This is a genomic window from Allobosea sp. CS1GBMeth4 (assembly GCF_900185715.1).
GTDB lineage: Bacteria > Pseudomonadota > Alphaproteobacteria > Rhizobiales > Beijerinckiaceae > Allobosea.
This window is the reverse complement of record NZ_FYAS01000020.1, coordinates 26,230-41,098: the sequence shown is the minus strand read 5'-3', so window position 1 is coordinate 41,098 and position 14,869 is coordinate 26,230. Positions and strand designations below refer to the sequence as shown.

13 protein-coding genes are annotated in these 14,869 nt (G+C 68.1%); 10 read left to right on the top strand and 3 right to left on the bottom strand.

From position 1 onward, the window contains the following. Window positions 1–106: 106 nt before the first annotated feature. From CS1GBM4_RS24760 to CS1GBM4_RS12855, 6 genes are all read left to right on the top strand, one after another. Window positions 107–238 carry a hypothetical protein gene (locus tag CS1GBM4_RS24760; RefSeq protein ID WP_280177713.1) on the top strand — a complete coding sequence of 44 codons (132 nt, stop codon included), beginning with the start codon at window positions 107–109 and terminating at the stop codon, window positions 236–238. Window positions 239–330: 92 nt separating this feature from the next. Beyond that, complete coding sequence (locus CS1GBM4_RS12875) at window positions 331–2,469, top strand: methyl-accepting chemotaxis protein (protein ID WP_186419130.1); 2,139 nt, start codon at window positions 331–333, stop codon at window positions 2,467–2,469. Window positions 2,470–2,509: 40 nt separating this feature from the next. Beyond that, window positions 2,510–3,010 carry a pantetheine-phosphate adenylyltransferase gene (coaD, locus tag CS1GBM4_RS12870; protein WP_186419129.1) on the top strand — a complete coding sequence of 167 codons (501 nt, stop codon included), beginning with the start codon at window positions 2,510–2,512 and terminating at the stop codon, window positions 3,008–3,010. A gap of 138 nt (window positions 3,011–3,148) precedes the next feature. Next, complete coding sequence (proS, locus tag CS1GBM4_RS12865; RefSeq protein ID WP_186419128.1) at window positions 3,149–4,480, top strand: proline--tRNA ligase; 1,332 nt, start codon at window positions 3,149–3,151, stop codon at window positions 4,478–4,480. A 16-nt stretch (window positions 4,481–4,496) separates the two neighbouring features. Further along, window positions 4,497–5,795: a lipoprotein-releasing ABC transporter permease subunit gene (locus CS1GBM4_RS12860; protein WP_186419127.1), complete on the top strand. Its 1,299-nt coding sequence runs from the start codon at window positions 4,497–4,499 to the stop codon at window positions 5,793–5,795. A 10-nt stretch (window positions 5,796–5,805) separates the two neighbouring features. Further along, window positions 5,806–6,495, top strand: coding sequence for an ABC transporter ATP-binding protein (locus CS1GBM4_RS12855; protein ID WP_186419126.1), 690 nt, complete (start codon window positions 5,806–5,808; stop codon window positions 6,493–6,495). 9 nt (window positions 6,496–6,504) lie between these two features. Here CS1GBM4_RS12855 and tagH read toward each other — a convergent pair whose 3' ends face one another. From tagH to tssI, 3 genes are read right to left on the bottom strand one after another with little or no spacing between them, the layout of a single operon-like run. Then, complete coding sequence (gene tagH, locus CS1GBM4_RS12850) at window positions 6,505–7,872, bottom strand: type VI secretion system-associated FHA domain protein TagH (RefSeq protein WP_186419125.1); 1,368 nt, start codon at window positions 7,870–7,872, stop codon at window positions 6,505–6,507. Between the two features lie 60 nt (window positions 7,873–7,932). Then, the gene (locus CS1GBM4_RS12845) at window positions 7,933–8,490 is read right to left on the bottom strand and encodes a hypothetical protein (RefSeq protein WP_186419124.1); all 558 of its coding nucleotides are present in this window, start codon (window positions 8,488–8,490) and stop codon (window positions 7,933–7,935) included. A 7-nt stretch (window positions 8,491–8,497) separates the two neighbouring features. Then, window positions 8,498–10,360: a type VI secretion system tip protein TssI/VgrG gene (gene tssI / locus CS1GBM4_RS12840; protein ID WP_186419123.1), complete on the bottom strand. Its 1,863-nt coding sequence runs from the start codon at window positions 10,358–10,360 to the stop codon at window positions 8,498–8,500. 136 nt (window positions 10,361–10,496) lie between these two features. On the opposite strand from tssI, the gene CS1GBM4_RS12835 reads away from it, so the two are divergent. The 4 genes from CS1GBM4_RS12835 to tssC all read left to right on the top strand — a co-directional run bounded on the left by CS1GBM4_RS12835 (window position 10,497) and on the right by tssC (window position 14,868). Then, window positions 10,497–11,021, top strand: coding sequence for an OmpA family protein (locus tag CS1GBM4_RS12835; protein ID WP_186419122.1), 525 nt, complete (start codon window positions 10,497–10,499; stop codon window positions 11,019–11,021). Between the two features lie 47 nt (window positions 11,022–11,068). Continuing rightward, window positions 11,069–12,589, top strand: coding sequence for a type VI secretion system ImpA family N-terminal domain-containing protein (locus CS1GBM4_RS12830; protein ID WP_186419121.1), 1,521 nt, complete (start codon window positions 11,069–11,071; stop codon window positions 12,587–12,589). Window positions 12,590–12,814: 225 nt separating this feature from the next. Then, window positions 12,815–13,354, top strand: a complete 540-nt coding sequence (gene tssB / locus CS1GBM4_RS12825; RefSeq protein ID WP_186419120.1) for a type VI secretion system contractile sheath small subunit — start codon at window positions 12,815–12,817, stop codon at window positions 13,352–13,354. An 11-nt stretch (window positions 13,355–13,365) separates the two neighbouring features. Next, window positions 13,366–14,868, top strand: a complete 1,503-nt coding sequence (gene tssC, locus CS1GBM4_RS12820) for a type VI secretion system contractile sheath large subunit (RefSeq protein ID WP_186419119.1) — start codon at window positions 13,366–13,368, stop codon at window positions 14,866–14,868. Window position 14,869 lies beyond the last annotated feature (1 nt).

Here is a 14,869-nt window from a genome sequence, read left to right as displayed (position 1 = left end):
GTCGGCCTGGAGGGTTGCCATGGCTTCGCCATGTTTCCGCCACGGCTCGGCCGGGCGGTCGCGGCACGACGCTCATGGGGCAACGTCCTGATTCGCAAGGATCATCATGCGCTTCGGCTTTCCGGTCCGGCCCTCGCGCCGGGTATCGTTCGCAGCCGTCTTCGTCGCGCTGCTTGCTCTGGTCCTCGGCAGCGCCGCCGCGCTCGCTGCCTTCGTGCCGCTGCCCGGCGCCTTGTGAGGCGATCGAGGCCCATCATGCGTTTCAGGCAACCTTAACCGCGTTCATGTTGATCTGCGCTGGCGCAGTCGACGTCGGCGGGGACCTGATTCGTGTTCAGCCTCAGGATCAGGCTTCCGGTCGCGATGCTGGCCTTGGCCTTGCTGGCGGCCCTGGCCGTCGGGGCCTCGGCCTATCTCTCCGTGGCGAGCTGGGCGCAGGGCGCGGTGCGCGAGCGCATGCAGGCTCTGGCCGGGAGCCATGCCCGCGCCATCGAGCTGCGCTGGTCGCAGCTCCGCGCGGAGCTCGCGGTCCAGGCCCGCAGCGCCTTCACGGTCTCGGCGCTCGACGAGATCGGCAAGTGGATGGAGCTCGGCCCGCACGATTACCGGAGCATCCTCGGCCATTATCAGGGCGACGGCTCGCTTTCCCTGGCCGAACGCATCGCCCGCACCGGCCGCGAGCATCAGCATGGCTATTCCTGGCGGCATGTGCCGATCCACGAGACCTATGCGGCGGCGCTGAAGCAGTTCGGCTACGCCGACATCTATCTCGTCTCGCGCAAGGGCCGTGTGGTCTACAGCGTCACCAAGGGGTCGGAGTTCGGCCGCCTGCTGAGCGAGGAGGATCTCGCCGGCACCGGCCTCGCCAGAGCCGTCGCGCTGGCGCGGGGCAAGGCCGCCGGTGAGCAGATCGTGCTCGACTTCGCGCCCTATGCCCCGGCCGGCGGCGATCCGCGCGCCTTCCTGGCCGCTCCCTTCTATGGCGCCGAGGCGGGCGCGGACGGGCAGGCCGGCACGATCGTCATCGCCGTCGACACGCGCCTGATCGACCATGTGCTCGGGTCCAGCCCGCTCGGCTCGGGTGCCGAGCGGGTCTTCGTCATCGGCTTCGACGGCTTCATGCGCTCCAATCCGGCGGCCCGTCGCGATGGCGCCTCCCCGCGCGAAACCCTCGACCGCGACCGGCTGGCGGGGCGGCCGGACGCGTCGCTCATTCCGATGATCAGCCATGATGGCCGGCCGCTGGTGGCGAGCGGCCAGGAGGTCGCGATCGGCGACTGGCGCTGGCTTCTCTGGCTGACCGCGCCGGAAGCGAGCGCCTTCGCCGTGGTCGGCAAGATCCGAGCCGCCGTCCTCTCCGCGGGTCTTCTGGTGCTGCTGCCGCTGTCCGGCATCGCGATCCTGCTCGGCTGGTCCGTGGCGCGCCCGATCGCGCGGCTCTCCGACCGGCTCGCGGGCGTCGCCGCCGGGCGGACGGAGGAGGAGATTCCCGGAGCCCGGCGTCGCGACGAGATCGGCGGCATCGCGAAATCGGTCGAGCTGATCCGCGAAACCCTGCGCGACGAGGCACGGCGCCGCGAGGCCGAGCAGGAGACACGCCGGGCCGAGGTCGAGCAGCAGCGCCGGACGCTGCTCGACGAATTGGCCGGAGAGCTCGAGGATTCGGTCCGCACCATCTCCGCCTCGGTCTCGGTCTCGGCGGAAACATTGGGGCGGACGGCGCACCAGCTCGCGGCGGGCGCGCGCGAGACCCAGGCCGGCGCCGCGGAGACCGACAACGCCACCGGCAACGCAATCCGCTGCGTCCGTTCGATCGAGGGAGCGGCGCAGGACCTGCTGGGGGCCGCCGACGCCCTCGCCGCCGAAGTGCGCTCCTCCGATGCGACCGCGGGCCAGGCGCGCGCGCATGCGGATTCCGTCAGCCGGATCGTCGACGGCCTGTCCGACGGCGCCGCTCGCGTCTCGGAGGTGGTCGGGCTGATCTCCGCCATCGCGGGGCAGACCAACCTGCTCGCGCTCAACGCCACGATCGAGGCCGCGCGCGCCGGCGATGCGGGCCGGGGCTTCGCCGTCGTCGCCGGCGAGGTGAAGTCGCTCGCGACCCAGACCGCCAGCGCGACGCAGGACATCGCACGCCAGATCGAGGCGATGAACCGGGCCACGGCAGCGACCGTCGAGGGCATCGCCGGCATCCGTGCCCTGATCGAGGCGCTGAACGAGGCGACGGGCCGCACCAGCCTGACCATGCGGCGCCAGCACGAGGCGGCCCATGCCATCGCCGCGGAAGTCGTCGCCGCGACCCGGGACATCGTGCAGATCGGCCAGGCCACGGGGCAGGTCGCGCTCGCCTCCCGCGACACCGCCGGCGCGTCGGACGCCGTGCTCAGGGCTGCGGGCGAGTTGACCGGGCTGGCGCAGACCTTGAACGCGCGCGTCGACCACGTCATCGCGGAACTGCGCGTCGCCTGAGCGCTTGTCGACCGGGCCGGTGTTGGCTAACGCTCAGGCCATGAGCCACACCGCCTTCTACGCCGGGTCGTTCGACCCCGTCACCAACGGCCATCTCGACATGATCGAGGCGGCGTGCCGGCTGGTCGACAGGCTGGTCCTCGCCATCGGCGTGCATCCGGGCAAGACGCCGATCTTCTCGGCCGAGGAGCGGGCCGAGCTGCTGCGCGCCATCGCCGGCCCGGTCGCGCAGGAATTCGCGACCGAGCTCGAGGTCGTCACCTTCGCCGACCTGACGATCGACGCCGCGAAACGGGCCGGCGCGACCATCCTGGTGCGCGGCCTGCGCGACGGCACCGACCTCGATCTCGAAATGCAGCTCGCCGGGATGAACCACACCATGGCGCCCGGCCTGCAGACGGTGCTGCTGCCCTCGACGCCGCAGGCCCGGCACATCACCGCGACGCTCGTGCGCCAGATCGCGGCCATGGGCGGCGACGTCTCCGCCTTCGTTCCGCCCATTGTCAGCGAGAGGCTGAAGGCCAGGTTCGGCAACCGCTGAACGCCCGTCCGCCTCATCCTGTGTGCATTTGCCTCGCGGCGATGTGCATTAGCGTTTGCAATTTGCAAACGGCGATGGTGTCTCTGGACTGACCTGACTCGGTGCGCGCCCGGCGCATCGCCTTCGACGAGTGTTCCGATGCGCCTGTCCCGCTATTTCCTGCCGATCCTGCGCGATACGCCCAAGGAAGCGGAGATCGTCTCGCACCGGCTGATGCTGCGCGCCGGCATGATCCGCCAGCAGGCCGCCGGCATCTACTCCTGGCTGCCGCTGGGCCTGCGGGTCCTGAACAAGATCAGCGCGGTGGTGCGCGAGGAACAGAATCGCTCGGGCGCCATCGAGATCCTGATGCCGACGATCCAGTCGGCCGATCTCTGGCGCGAGAGCGGGCGCTACGACGCCTATGGCAAGGAGATGCTGCGCATCCGCGACCGGCACGACCGCGAGATGCTCTACGGGCCGACCAATGAGGAGATGGTCACCGAAATCGTCCGCTCCTACGTCAAGTCCTACAAGGACCTGCCGCTCAGCCTCTACCATATCCAGTGGAAGTTCCGGGACGAGGTCCGCCCGCGCTTCGGCGTGATGCGGGGCCGCGAGTTCCTGATGAAGGACGCCTATTCCTTCGATCTCGACCAGGCCGGCGCCCGCCATGCCTATAACCGCATGTTCACCGCCTATCTGCGCACCTTCGCCCGGCTCGGCCTGAAGGCGATCCCGATGCGCGCAGACACCGGGCCCATCGGCGGCGACCTCAGCCACGAATTCATCGTGCTCGCGTCAACCGGCGAGAGCGAGGTCTTCTGCCACAGCGACTACCTGGCCTTCGACACGCCGGCCGCGGACACCGATTTCGATAGTGTGTCCGGCTTGCAGGGCATCTTCGACAAGTGGACGAGCCTCTACGCCGCCACCGAGGAAATGCACGACAAGGCCGCCTTCGAGGCGATACCCGAGGACAAGCGCGTCTCGGCCCGCGGCATCGAGGTCGGCCACATCTTCTATTTCGGCACCAAGTATTCCGACCCGATGGGCGCGACCGTCACCGGCCCGGACGGCCAGCAGGTGCCGTTGCACGGCGGCTCCTACGGCATCGGCCCGAGCCGCCTTGTCGCCGCGCTGATCGAGGCCGGCCATGACGATGGCGGCATCGTCTGGCCGGACGAGATCGCTCCCTTCGATATCGCGGTGCTCAACCTCAAGGTCGGCGATGCCGCCAGCGACGGCGCCTGCGAGCAGCTCTACAGGGGGCTCGCCGCCAAGGGCTACGACATGCTCTATGACGACCGCGACGAGCGGCCGGGCGGCAAGTTCGCCACCGCCGACCTGATCGGCATTCCCTGGCAGATCATCGTCGGTCCGAAAGGGCTGGCCGAGGGCAAGGTCGAGCTCAAGCGCCGCGCCGGAGGCGAGCGCGAGCTGGTGTCGCCCGAGGCGGCGCTGGCGCGCTTCCCGGGGAAGACGGCGTGAGCGGAGGAGGGCGGTCATGAGCGCCGTCGCCGAGGCTCCGGCCGCGGACAGCGTGCCCACCGGCACGAAGCCGTTCGCCGGCTTCGAATGGCTGCTCGCCCGCCGCTATCTGCGCACGCGCCGGCGCGAGGGCTTCGTCTCGGTCATCGCCGGCTTCTCCTTCCTCGGCATCCTGCTCGGCGTCGCGACGCTGATCATCGTGATGTCGGTGATGAACGGCTTCAGGAAGGAGCTGCTGGAGAAGATCGTCGGCGTCAATGGCCACATCTTCGCGACCCCGATCGACCGCCCGCTCGACGATTACGAGCAGGTCGCGGCCAGGCTGCGCCAGGTCCAGGGCATCAAGCTCGCGATTCCGCTGGTCGAAGGGCAGGCGCTCGCCTCCTCGCAGGTCGGCAACAGCGGCGTGCTGGTGCGCGGCGTCTCGGAAGACGACATCAAGTCGATCCCCTTCATCGCCCGCAATGTCCGCCAGGGCACGCTCGACGGCTTCGCCTCGAGCGGCGGCGTCGCCATCGGCCGGCGTCTCGCCGCATCGCTCGGCCTGCAGACCGGCGACACCATCACCATCGTCACCCCGCGCGGCGCCTCGACGCCCTTCGGCACGGCTCCGCGGATCAAGGCCTACCCGGTCACGGCGATCTTCGAGATCGGCATGTCGGAGTTCGACGCCTCCTTCGTCTTCATGCCGCTCGCCGAGGCCCAGGCCTATTTCAACCGCGATGGCGACGTGAACGTCATCGAGGTCTTCATCGACAATCCCGACCAGACCCAGGCTGTGCGCGACCGCATCGAGGCCGACCCGCCGCGGCCCCTGGTGCTGTCGGACTGGCGCCAGCGCAACCGCACCTTCTTCAACGCGCTCGAGGTCGAGCGCAATGTGATGTTCATCATCCTGACCCTGATCGTGCTGGTCGCGACCCTGAACATCGTCTCCGGCCTGATCATGCTGGTGAAGGACAAGACCGCGGACATCGCGATCATGCGCACCATGGGCGCCTCGCGCGGCACGGTGCTGCGGGTCTTCCTGATCACCGGCGCGGCGATCGGCGTGCTCGGCACCTTCGCCGGCTTCGTCCTCGGCATCGTCTTCGCCAAGAACATCCAGACCATCAACAAGGGGCTGAGCAGCCTGCTGGGCGTCAATCCCTGGGACCCCACCGTGCGCTTCCTCAGCGACATCCCCTCCGTCATCGACTGGCGCGAAGTGGCCGCGGTCGTGGTGATGACCCTCGTCCTGTCGCTGCTGGCGACGCTCTACCCGGCCTGGAAGGCGGCGCGTCTCGACCCCGTCCAGGCGCTGCGGATGGGCTGAGGGCGCGATCATGGCAACCGAGACCCCGGCGCTCTTCCTCTCCCAGATCGAGCGCTACTACCCGCAGACGGACGGCCCGCTCGAAGTGCTGCGCAAGGCCGATTTCGCGATCTGGCCGGGCGAGCTCGTGGCGCTGGTCGCGCCGAGCGGCACCGGCAAGTCGACCCTGCTGCACGTCGCCGGCCTGCTCGAGAGCCCCGATGGCGGCGAAGTCTTCGTCGGCGGCGTGCCGACCTCGCAGCTCGACGACAAGGGCCGCACCCGGCTGCGCCGCACCGAGATCGGCTTCGTCTACCAGTTCCACCATCTCCTGCCGGAGTTCACCGCTCTGGAGAACGTCGTCCTGCCGCAGCGCATTCGCGGTCTCGGCAAGAGCGAGGCGGAATCGCGCGCGACCGAGCTGCTCAGCTTCCTTGGCCTCGGCGAGCGGCTCGACCATCTGCCGGGCGAATTGTCCGGTGGCGAGCAGCAGCGCGTCGCCATCGGCCGGGCCGTCGCGAATGCGCCGCGCGTGCTCCTCGCCGACGAGCCGACGGGCAATCTCGACCCGCACACCTCCCTGCACGTCTTCAACACGCTGGTGGCGCTGTCGCGCGCCTCCGGCCTGGCGGCGCTGATCGCGACCCACAATCTCGATCTCGCCGCGCGCATGGACCGGCAGGTGACGATCCGCGACGGAATGGTGGTGCCGCTGGGCTGAAGCGCCGGCTCAGCGCCCGCCGCGATCGTAGCACTCGGCGAAATAGAGCATGAAGGCGTCGACGAGCCCGTCCTCGTAAGGGGCGGTCTTCGCCTCCCAGCGCGCGACATAGGCATCCCAGAGCTTGCCCTTGCGCGACGAGAGCAGGCCCTCCAGCCCGCGTCCGGCGTCGAGGCTTTCGGAGACCGCCTGCGGGTCGAGATCCTCGACCAGCATGCGCAGCGCGTGCTGCATCGCCGAATAGGTCTTGATCTGGTGGATCTTGAGGTCCCTGAAGCTCTCCTCGAAGGCCTTCTGCGCGTTGAGGTAGCCGCTCGTCGGCCGGCCGAAGATCAGCTTCAGTGCGTCCTCGATCGTCGGCGAGAACTTCAGCGGGTTGTTGTCCTGCGCCTGGATCATCGTCTGATTGGAGCTGCGGGCGATGCGCTTGCTCTCGGCACGTGCTGCCAGCAGCGCCTTGAGCTCGGTGGCGATGAGGCGCATCAGCGCGCCGGTCTGCTCGGCGAAGGCGCCGGGGTCCTGCCAGGACAACTCCTCGACCGGCAGGCCGGCGCCGCGGGCGAAGCGGGCGATGAATTCCGCCGGCGATATCGACGGTCCGGCCGGCGGCAGCCCGGCCGGTGTGGCGGGAGGCGGGGCGGCCGGACGCGGTGGCGGCTCGTAGGGCGCATCGAAACTCGGGCGGGCCAGGATTTCGGCGGGCCCCTCGTTCCAGGGATCGCCCTGGCCGGCCGACGAGGCGGGGCGTCGCGGCGTCGGAATCGGGGCGATCGGCTCGGGCTCCGGCGCCGGCGGCGCCTGATAGGGCGCCCAGGCGAGCTCGTCCGGCCGCGACGGCGGCACCGGCCCCGGCGAATAAGCCGGCGGTTCCTCCGACGGCGCCGGGATATCGGCCGCCCAGTCGATGAAGGGCGCGTGCACCGGCTGATATTTCTGCGGCGGCATCAGATCGCGCCGGGCGATCGGCGGCGCCTCGTCGCCGTTCGAATCCCACAGCGACTCGCCCGGCGGCGGCGGCATCGGCGGGCGCTCGGCCCCGGCGACGGCGTTGCGCTCCGCCTCGTCGATCGAGACGGCGATGATGTAGTGGCCGATCTCGAGCCGGTCGCCGTGCTGGAGGCGATAGGGTGACTGCACCCGGTACGCCCCGCCATTGACGAAGGTGCCGTTCGTCGAGATGTCGCGCAGCCAGTAGGCGTTGTCGCTGAAGCGGATCTCGCAATGACGGCCGGAGATGGCGCGGCTCGGATCCGGCAGGCACCAGTCGAGATGCTGGTCGCGCCCGATGTCGAGCCCGCGCCCGCCGCTCAGCGTCACGCTGAGCGGGCCGCCATCCGGCAGCGACGCCTGGTTCTCGATGGTCAGCGTCAGCGCCATATCGGGCCGTCCGCCTTGCCGTCGTCGAAGCCCGGCCGCCTGAGCGGCGCCGGGGCCATGCTATGCTTTTGCTCTGCCGCTGTCGTCATCGACCAGACGAATGCACGCTTCGACGCAATTTCGCAATGCGGCCTCGCGCTCGCGCTCCGGCACGCGCCCGAGCGCGGTCAGCACGGCGATGCGCGCCGTCTTGGCGGTCAGGTCCGGCGGGCAGGGCAGGGGATGGGACGCGACCATGCTGCCGCCGGAATACCCCGCCGCGAGCGCGACCCAGGTGCCGGGATTGGCGTGATGGCCGCTCTCGCCGAGCGCCAGGGCGGCGCGGCGGGTGTCGTCGGTCGGATCGCGCACCCAGGCCTCGGCGGCCCGCAGGGCCGGATCGGGCGGTGCGCCGGGGGGCTGCATGCGCTGGACGCTCTGCAGCGCCCACCAGACGGCCTCGCGCCGCGGCATCAGGAAGGCGCAGAAGCCGATCGCGTCCTTGTGCTGGCCGGCTCTGGCGAGCCCGCGCAGGAAGGCCAGCGGCGCTTCCGTGGTCGGCGCGGCGGAGATGGCCTGCCGCGCGGCCGGGAAGGTCTCGAACACCTCCTGCGCCGTGCTGAAGCGAAGTTTCGACATCGCCGCCTCAGTTGATCTTGACCACGGAGCCGGTGACGGTCGTGATCGCGTCGCTGTGGACGTCGGTCTTGGCGGTGCTCTTCACCGAGATCATCGGCGAGGAGATGGTGATGTTGGTCGGCGTCATCGTGATCTCGCTCTCGCCGCAGACCAGCTTGATCTCCAGGGCCGCCTCGACATAGCGCTTGCCCTGCTTGACGTGCAGCTTGTCGCTGCCGCTCAGGATCTGGGTGGTGCGGGCGAAATCAGTCGGCCCGCCCTCGAACTTCTCGCCGACATCGCGGGTCTCGAGGTTGAAGACCACCGTCTTGTGGTCCCTCTCCGCCTGCATGGAGAAGACCTCCTTGCCGGCGAGGTCCTCGAACTTGATCTCGTTGAACTTGCCGGACTTGCCGCCGCCGTCGGTCGATTCCGATTTCAGCCCGGATTGGGTCTTCTTGGCCGGCAGGTCGTAGGGCGGCATGTGCTGATCGTTCACGACCGTGCCGGTGATGATCGGCCGGTCGGGATCGCCGCCGATATAGGAGACGACGACCTCCTGGCCGATGCGCGGGATGATCTGCCCGCCCCAGTTCTTGCCCGACCAGAGCTGGGCGACGCGAACGCGGCAGGAGGTCGAATCCTTCTCGCGGTCCCAGTGGAAGCGCAGCCAGACGCGGCCATATTTGTCGACGTCGATATCGCCTTCCTCGCCCTTGTTCTTCTCGCCGACGACCTTGGCGGTGTCCGGGCCGATCACCAGCGGAGGGGGCGTGACCAGCGGGGCGCGGAAGCGCTTGTCGGCCTTCTGCAGCTCGTAGGAGCCGTGATAGATCGCCTCGTCCGTCCGCCGCGACGAACGGTAGCTCTGCACGCCATAGGCATGGGTCGCGCGCACCACGAGATATTCCGCATTCTCCGCCCCGACGGCATGGTCCGCCAACGTCATCAGCGTGCCGGGATTGAGGCTCGGCGCCTCGCCGACCGCCAGGCGCCGCTCGTCCTGCGCCTGCTCGGCCTGGACCTGGATGCGGGCGAGCTTCTCGCCCTTGCCGCGGTCGAGATAGGCGCCCGGATAATCGTAGGCCTCATAGGATTTGGTGCGTGCGAAGCCGCCCTCGGCCCGCGCCGTCAGGTCCGACGTCGATTTCTCGAAATCGTAGTCTTTGAGCTCGACCTTGCCGGTGCGCAGCCGCCGCTGCGCAGACCATTGCGTCAGATGCTCGATATGGCGCCGCTGGCTCTTGTCCTTGGGCATGAACGGATAGGCGGTGCCGGCGCCGGCGAAGGTCGGTTCGGCCGCTGCGGTAACGGGATCGTGCGAGCTGCGCGCATCGGAGAGGATCAGCTTGTGATCGCCTTCGGTATGCTGGAAGTAATAATAGATGCCGTACTTTTCCATCAGCCTCAGGACGAAGTCGAGATCGCTCTCGCGATACTGCACGCAATAGTCGATCTCCGGCGGCTTCTCGCTGACGCGGTCGTCGAAGCTCGCCTTGTCTTCCTTGCCGAAGATCGTCTTGATGATGTCGATCGCGGTCTTGTTCTTGAAGATGCGGCAGTCGGAGCGCTGCGAGAGCAGCCACAGCCATGGCCGCAGCACGAAGCGGTAATGGTCGAGGTCGTTCTCCCGGCCCAGCCATTGCGCCTCGACCAGGACGCCATTGAAGAACCGCTCCTTGCCGTTCTTCAAGGTCATCTTGATGACGCACTTCTCGCCGATCAAGCTTTGCAGGTCGGCGTTTGCTGTATTGCAGGTGGCTTCCGCCTGATAAACGAACAATTCGCTGAGCGCTTCCCGCGCCTCGAACTTGAGAAGCGAAAAGACATCTTTTCCTGCGGGTGTCGTAAAGGAAGCAAGTCTTTGCGACTGTCCAAGGGCAGCGGGCATCAACCAAACCTCATGGTTTGCGACAAGAGACGACTATTGACGCAGCAAACGCCGCGGTTCATATTTGCGCCGTCAGTCTTCGACCGCCTCAGCGAACCTAAACGGGAGGAAGACCGTGCGCAAGCAGGCCCTTGTCATGGTTAGTGCCGCTCTTGCCGCAGGCTTCGGCGCCCTGTCGCCGCTTGCCGCGCAGGCCCAGGCCTACAAGGCGGACGACATCATCAAGCACTTCGAGGCCGCCAAGCCCAATCTCGGCGTTTCGCGCGGCCTGTGCGTCGGCACCGAGGCCGAATGCAACAAGGCCGGCCACGTCGTGAAGCCGGTCGCCGCCTTCGATCTCGTCGTCAAGTTCAAGTACAATTCCGACGTGCTCGAGCCTGAGGCCCGGCTCAATCTCGACGAGTTCGCCAAGGCGCTGAAGAACCCGCAACTCTCGGCGAGCAGCTTCCTCGTCGAGGGGCACACCGATGCGAGCGGCACGGCCGACTACAACCTCAACCTGTCGGAGCGCCGGGCCAAGGCTGTGGTGCGCTATCTGAGCGAGCGCGGCGTCGATACGGCCAAGCTCGTGCCGCGCGGCTACGGCCAGACCAAGCCGCTGGTCGCCGACAAGTTCTCGGCCGATAATCGCCGGGTCGAGACGCGGCTGCAGGTGGAGTGACGGCCCAGCGACCCGGGCCCGGCATGTTCGATCGACCGTGAGGGGCCATGGCCGCGCTCAATTTCGCTGATCTGGCGAAGCCGGTTTCAGCCGACGATCCGTGCGGGCCGGATCCGGATGCGGATCCGGACGTCATGAACCTGCTGGCCCGCCTCGAGGTGGTGCTGCCGACATCGTATTTCCGGCGCGACGACGAAGGGCGCCAGCTTCCTTTCGACCGCAGCACGATCGATTTCCCGGCCGCCTTCGGCGATCTCGGCAAGATCCTGAAGCAAAGCCGCGATCTGCGCGGCTTCGTCCTCGCCGCCAAGCTCTGCCTGCTCAACCGTGACGTCGCCGGCTTCGCCGCCAGCCTCGGGCTGATAGCCGACTATCTCGGCGCGTATTGGGAGGAGGTCCACCCACGGGCCGAGGACGGCGATTTCATCATGCGCGAGGTCGCTCTGCAGGGCCTCGACGAGAACGCGACCATCGTCCTGCCGCTCCAGCATGCGCCGCTCTTCACCAGCAAGCGGCTGGGGCCGGTGATCTTCCGTAGCCAGCTCATCGCCACCGGGGAGCTGCGCGCCACCGAAGACGAGCAGCATCCCGATGCCGGCGGAATCGCAGCCGCGCTCAGGGAGGCGGAGGTGTCGGACCTCGCCGCCACGCTCGCCCATGTCGGCGCCATCCGCGATGCGCTCGCCCGGCTGCGTGCGATCTGGAGCGAGCGCCTCGGCGCCGATCAGGCGGTGACCTTTCCGCGGCTGGAGGGGCTGGTCCGGCAGATCCTCGCCTTTCTCGAAGCAGCGGTGGCGCAGCGCGCGCCCGCGCAGCAGGGGGCGGGTAGCGCGGGCGAGGCGCCGGCCGGCGCCGGAGGTGCCGTCTCAGCCGCGCCGGCCCTGCCGCCCGGAGTCTGCGCCTCGGTCGCCGAGGCCCAGGCCGCGCTCGCCGCCTGCCTCGGCTATTTCCGCCGCGTCGAGCCGTCGAGCCCGGCCGTCCTGCTGATCGGGCAGGCGCAGCGCCTGATCGGCAAGTCGCTGATCGAGGTGATCCAGATCATGTTTCCCGATCACGTCGACAAGGCGATGCTCGAGATCGGTACCGATCCCAAATTCCAGCTGCCGCTGGAGCGCCTCGGCGGCGACGGCCATGCCGGCGGCAGCGACGACGACGGCAGCGGCTACGAAGACGATAGCGGCTACGAGGACGGCTCCTCGTCCGGCGATGACGACGAGACTTATGCCGAAGCCGGCAACGATGAGGATGCGGCAGGCGGCGAAGGCGAGGAAGCCGAGCCGTCGCAGGAGGCCGAGGAGGCTGGGGCCGACTGGCGACCGGAGCCCGAGCCGGAGCAGCGCGAGCCGGCCGCCGTCGAGCGGCCCGCCGCACCCGCGATCATCGTCGCGAGCCGGGCCGAGGCGGTCGCCCGCATGAAGGCCGTCGCCGGCTTCTATCGCCATGCCGAGCCGTCCAATCCCGTGCCGCTGCTGATGGACAAGGCCTGCGCGCTCGCCCAGCAGGATTTTCTGTCGCTGCTGAGCGATATCCTTCCAGACGTCGGCATAAGGCAGGGCAGCGACGAATGAGGTCGCGACGGCCCGATGACGGGTTGGCGCGCATCGTTCGTGCGGCGGAAGGCCGTAACGTCATCCGTCCGCGGGCGCGGGCTTGCCGGGTTCCTGCACGGTCGATGCGAGCAGTTCGAGGAGAACTGTCAAGCGGTCGGCAAGTGTGTATGGTATAGCGAGCTGGATCGTTAGCGTGGTATCACGCTGTCCTTGCGTGATGCCTCTAGAGGAAGGGGCGCCGACATGGCCGCAGATTCAGGGCAGAAGTTCATTCGCCGCAACAGGCCGCCGCGGGTCCACATCACCTATGAGGATCCCTACAACGCGGATCAGAAGATCGAGCTGCCCTTCGTGATGGGCGTCCTCGCCGATCTCTCGGGCAACGCCTCCGCGGTCGAGAAGCCGGATATCGGCGAGCGCAAGTTCCTCGACGTCGACATGGACAATTTCGACCAGCGCATGGGGGCGATCGAGCCCGGCGTCTCGTTCACCGTGCCGAACAAGCTCGGCGGCGAGGGCGGCGACAAGCTCTCGGTCTCGCTGAAGTTCAAGAAGTTCGACGATTTCAATCCGGCTGCCATCGCCCGCCAGATCCCGGCCACCGCCAAGCTGCTCGAGGCGCGCGAACAGCTCGCCAACCTGCTGCGCTACATGGACGGCAAGGTCGCGGCGAGCGACCAGATCAAGGCCCTTCTGGCCGACCCGCAATTGATGGCGGCGCTGAAGGACCGGCTCGGCGAAAAAACGGCTGACGACAACAACAAGCTGGACAGCAACGGGTGAGCGAGGCGGCCATGGCGGAAGCACAGATCCAACAACCCGGCGCGGCGGCGACCGAGACCCGCGACGCCGACGATTTCTCGGCCCTTCTGAAGCAGAGCTTCAAGCCGAAGACCGAGCGGGCGGCGACCGAGGTCGAGAATGCGGTCGCGACCCTGGTCAACCAGGCGCTCGCCGACTCCACCCTGATCAAGAGCGATGTGCTCGACACGATCGAGGAGATGATCGCCCGGCTCGACGCCAAGCTCTCCGAGCAGATGAACGAGGTGCTGCATGCGCCGGAGTTCCAGAAGCTCGAGAGCGCCTGGCGCGGCCTCAACTATCTCGTCTTCAACTCCGAGACCGACTCGCAGCTGAAGATCAAGGTGATGAACGTCGGCAAGAACGAGCTCTACCGCAACCTCAAGACCTACCCCGGCGCCCGCTGGGACCAGAGCCCGCTCTTCAAGCAGATCTACGAGCAGGAATTCGGCCAGCTCGGCGGCCAGCCCTTCGGTTGCCTGGTCGGCGACTATCACTTCAGCCATGTGCCGACGGACGTCCAGCTGCTGCGGGATCTCTCGAAGGTCGCCGCCGCCGCGCATGCGCCCTTCTTCACCGGCGCCGACCCGACCCTGATGGGCATGGATTCCTGGACGGAGCTCTCCAATCCGCGCGATCTCGGCAAGGTCTTCGACACGCCGGACTACGCGGCCTGGAAGTCGCTGCGCGACGCGGCCGACTCCCGCTATGTCGGGCTGTGCCTGCCGCGCGTGCTCTCGCGGGTGCCCTACGGAGCGAAGTCGGAGCCGGTCGAGGAATTCGCCTTCGAGGAGGACACCGACGGTCACAAGGGCGAGAAATACGCCTGGATGAACGCCGCCTATGCGATGGCGGTGAACATCAACCGGGCCTTCAAGGAATATGGCTGGTGCACCCGCATCCGCGGCGTCCAGTCGGGCGGCGAGGTGCTCAACCTGCCGACCCACACCTTCCCGACCGATGATGGCGGCGTCGATCTGAAATGCCCGACCGAGATCGCGATCAGCGACCGGCGCGAGGCGGAGCTGGCGAAGTCCGGCCTGATCCCGCTGATCCACCGCAAGAACACCGACAAGGCGGCGTTCATCGGCGCGCAGTCGCTCTACAAGCCGAAGGCCTTCTTCGGGCCCGACGGTGTCGCGGCGACCGCGTCCGACAACCTGTCCTCGCGCCTGCCCTATATGTTCGCGGTGTCTCGGTTCGCGCACTATCTGAAGTGCATGGTGCGCGACAAGATCGGCTCCTACAAGGAGCGCGAGCCCCTGCGTCGCTGGCTGCAGGAGTGGATCACCGAATATGTCGACGGCGATCCGCTGAACTCCAGCGAGGAGACGAAGGCGCGCAAGCCCCTGTCCGAAGCGCGCATCGACGTCTTCGAGGACGAGGAGAACCCCGGCTATTATTCGGCCAAGTTCTACCTCCGGCCGCATTTCCAGCTCGAGGGCATGGATATCGGTCTGAGCCTCGTCTCGCGCCTGCCGGCGCCCAAGACCTGAG